Source organism: Asanoa sp. NPDC050611, assembly GCF_040654855.1.
Lineage (GTDB): Bacteria > Actinomycetota > Actinomycetes > Mycobacteriales > Micromonosporaceae > Asanoa.
Window position 1 is genome coordinate 1 of the sequence record NZ_JBFAIU010000529.1, and the last position, 3,453, is coordinate 3,453.

General features: G+C 70.2%; 2 protein-coding genes. One reads left to right on the plus strand and one right to left on the minus strand.

What is annotated here, in order from left to right:
- Nucleotides 1–1,076: DNA polymerase IV (gene dinB / locus AB0H87_RS39615; RefSeq protein ID WP_360158285.1), on the minus strand; the 1,076-nt coding region annotated here is incomplete at its 3' end.
- A gap of 247 nt (nucleotides 1,077–1,323) precedes the next feature.
- On the opposite strand from dinB, the gene AB0H87_RS39620 reads away from it, so the two are divergent.
- A partial coding sequence (locus tag AB0H87_RS39620) for an alpha-amylase family glycosyl hydrolase (protein ID WP_360158288.1) occupies nucleotides 1,324–3,453 on the plus strand: 2,130 nt, incomplete at its 3' end.

The following is a 3,453-nucleotide window of genomic DNA, read 5'->3' on the forward strand; positions in this document are numbered from 1 at the left end:
GCCCCGTCCTGCTCCGCGAACGGCAGCAGCAGCTGGACGTAGCGGTCGTCGAGGTTGCCGACCGAGATGCCGATCAGCGTGATGCCGCGTTCCTCGATCATCGGTAGCGCCGTCGCCAGCAGACGGCGCGTCGCGTCCAGGATCGTCTGGGTGTGTGACGTCGCGCGGGGCAGCGTGTGCGAGCGGGTCGCCCGCGTGAAATCCGTGAAGCGCAACCGCAGCACGACCGTGCGCCCGGTGCGGCCGGCCGCGCGCATGCGTCGCGACACGCGGTCGACCAGGCCGGCCAGCATCGCGTCGAGCGCGGCCGGCGTGCGCGGACCGCGGCCCAGCGCGCGCTGTGCCCCCATCGAGCCGCGCCGCCGGCCGGTCTGCACCGCGCGCGGGTCGCGGTTGTGCGACAGCGCGTCGAGGTGGCGCCCGGCCGCCCGGCCCAGCAGCGACACCAGCGTCGCCTCGCCGAGGCCCGCCAACTGGCCGACCGTGAAGATGCGCCGGTCGCGGAGCTTGGCCGCGGTCACCTTGCCGACGCCCCATAGTCGCTCCACCGGCAGCGGATGCAGGAACTGCATCTCCCGCTCGATCGGCACGACCAGCAGGCCGTCGGGCTTGGCGACCCCGCTCGCCACCTTCGCCAGGAACTTCGTGCGCGCCACCCCGACCGTGATGGGCAGCCCGACCCGCTCGCGCACCTCCCGCCGCAGGCCGGCGGCGATCTGCGACGGCGGCCCCGCGATCCGCCGCAGGCCGCTGACGTCGAGGAACGCCTCGTCGATCGACAGCCCTTCGACCTCCGGCGTCGTCTGCCGGAACACCTCGAACACCGCCCTGCTCGCCCGCGTGTAGGCCGACATCCGCGGCTCGACGACGATCGCCTCGGGGCACAGCTGCCGCGCCGCACGGCCGCCCATCGCCGTGCGTACCCCCGCGGCCTTTGCCTCATAGCTCGCCGCCAGGACCACGCCGCCGCCCACGATCACCGGACGGCCCCGCAGCCTGGGGTGGTCGCGCTGCTCGACCGACGCGTAGAACGCGTCGAGGTCGGCGTGGAGGATGGTCCCTTCTGACACGAACATATGTTCGCATGGGCAGCTCAGGTGGTGTCTAGAGACTGCAGGGATATTGCGGCAAAGACTTCTGGCGCCCGTCGCCACATAACGATCCTGTGAAGGAGACCCCACCGTTTCCGCGCAATCGTTGCCCGCAGCCGCCTGAAGAGGACGTTTGCGCCCGCGTACCCCCTGAATTGTCCGTCTGGTTCACCCGCTTGCAATGTCGGAGCCCTTCGGTAACGTCCCGTCCGTCGATGCCCGAGGGGGGAAGATGTCCATACCTGGATCCATCCGGCGCACAGTCGGCCTCGCCGCCGCGCTGCTGCTCGTGGCGGCGCTGCCGGCCGCTCCCGCGGTCGCCGGCGGCCGCGACGACGACCTGCCCGCCCGCCACTCGCTGCGGGAGCCGGTGACCGACGAGAACTTCTACTTCGTGATGGCCGACCGGTTCGCCAACGGCGACGCCGCCAACGACCAGGGTGGCCTGGGCTCCGACCCGCTGGTGTCCGGCTTCGACCCGACCCGCAAGGGCTTCTACAACGGCGGCGATCTCAAGGGCCTGCGCTCGAAGATCGACTACATCAAGGGGCTCGGCACCACCTCGATCTGGCTGACGCCCAGCTTCAAGAACAAGGCGGTCCAGCTCGAAGACGGCCCGTCGGCGGGCTACCACGGCTACTGGATCACCGACTTCACCCAGATCGACCCCCACCTCGGCACCAACGAGGACCTTCGCGCCCTGATCGACACCGCCCACGCCAAGGGCATGAAGGTCTACTTCGACATCATCACCAACCACACCGCGGACGTCATCGGCTACGAGGAGGGGGCGCGCCGCGGCTACGTCAGCAAGGACGCGGTGCCCTACCGCACGGCCTCCGGCGCCGCGTTCGACGACCGCGACTTCGCCGGCCAGCCCTCGTTCCCGGCGCTCGACCCGGCGACGTCCTTCCCCTACAAGCCGGTGCTCGACCCCGCGGAGCAAAACCTGAAGGTGCCGGCGTGGCTCAACGACGTCACGCTCTACCACAACCGTGGCGACACGACGTTCGTCGGCGAGAACTCCTACTACGGCGACTTCTTCGGGCTCGACGACCTGTTCACCGAGAACCCGCGGGTCGTCCGCGGCATGATCGACATCTACAAGACGTGGATCCGGGACTTCGGCGTCGACGGCTTCCGCATCGACACGATGAAGCACGTCAACGACGAGTTCTGGCAGGAGTTCGGTCCCGAGATCCTGGACTACGCGCACCGCCAGGGCAAGCGCGAGTTCTTCATGTTCGGCGAGGTCTTCGACACCACGAAGAGCTTCACGTCGCAGTTCACCACCCGCGACCGGATGCAGTCGGTGCTCGACTTCCCGTTCCAGGACGCGGCCCGCAACTTCGCCTCGCGGGGCCAACCGGCGGCGGCGCTGGGCACCTTCTTCGCGGGCGACGACTGGTACACCGACGCGGACTCCAACGTCTACCAGCTACCGACGTTCCTCGGGAACCACGACATGGGCCGCATCGGCGGGTTCGTCCGCGGCGACAACCCGGGCGCCACCGACGCGGAGTGGGTGGCGCGGGACCGGCTCGCCCACGAGCTGATGTACCTGTCGCGCGGCAACCCGGTCATCTACTACGGCGACGAGCAGGGCTTCACCGGTCCCGGCGGCGACCAGGACGCCCGGCAGACGCTGTTCGCCAGCCGGGTGCCGGACTACCTCGACGACGACCTGCTGGGCACCGACGCGACGCACGCACAGGACAACTACGTCACGACCCATCCGTTGTACGAGTCGATCGGCGGGCTGGCCGCGCTGACCAAGCGGCATCCGGCGCTGCGTGACGGCGCACAGCAGCACCGCTTTGCGAGCGAGGGCGCGGGCGTCTACGCGTTCTCCCGGATCGACCGGCGGGACCAGCGCGAATACGTCGTCGCCCTCAACAACAGCGAGACCGCGGCATCGGCGGCGATCCCGACGTACGCATCGGGGCGCGACACCTTCAAGAACGTGTACGGCGCCGGCCCGAAGACGCTGCGCTCGGGCGGCGACGGCCGGTTGACGGTGTCGGTGCCGCCGCTGTCGGCGGTGGTCTACGAGGCCAACGGCAAGGTGCCGGGCTCGCGGGTGGCCCCGGCCGTGTCCCTGGCGCAGCCGACGCCGGCACCGGGCGCGCGCGGCCGGCTGAAGGTGACCGCCGACGTGGGCGGCTCGTCGTTCTACGAGGTCACGTTCTACGCCTCGGTCAACGGCGGGCAGTGGCGCCCGGTCGGCACCGACGACAACGCGCCCTACCAGGTGTTCGACGACGTGAGTACGCCGGTACGGGCTCGACACGCACACCCGGCCGATCGTCGACGCCCTGCTGCGGCTGTTCCTCGACGAGTGGACCGCGCACAGCCACGTCCG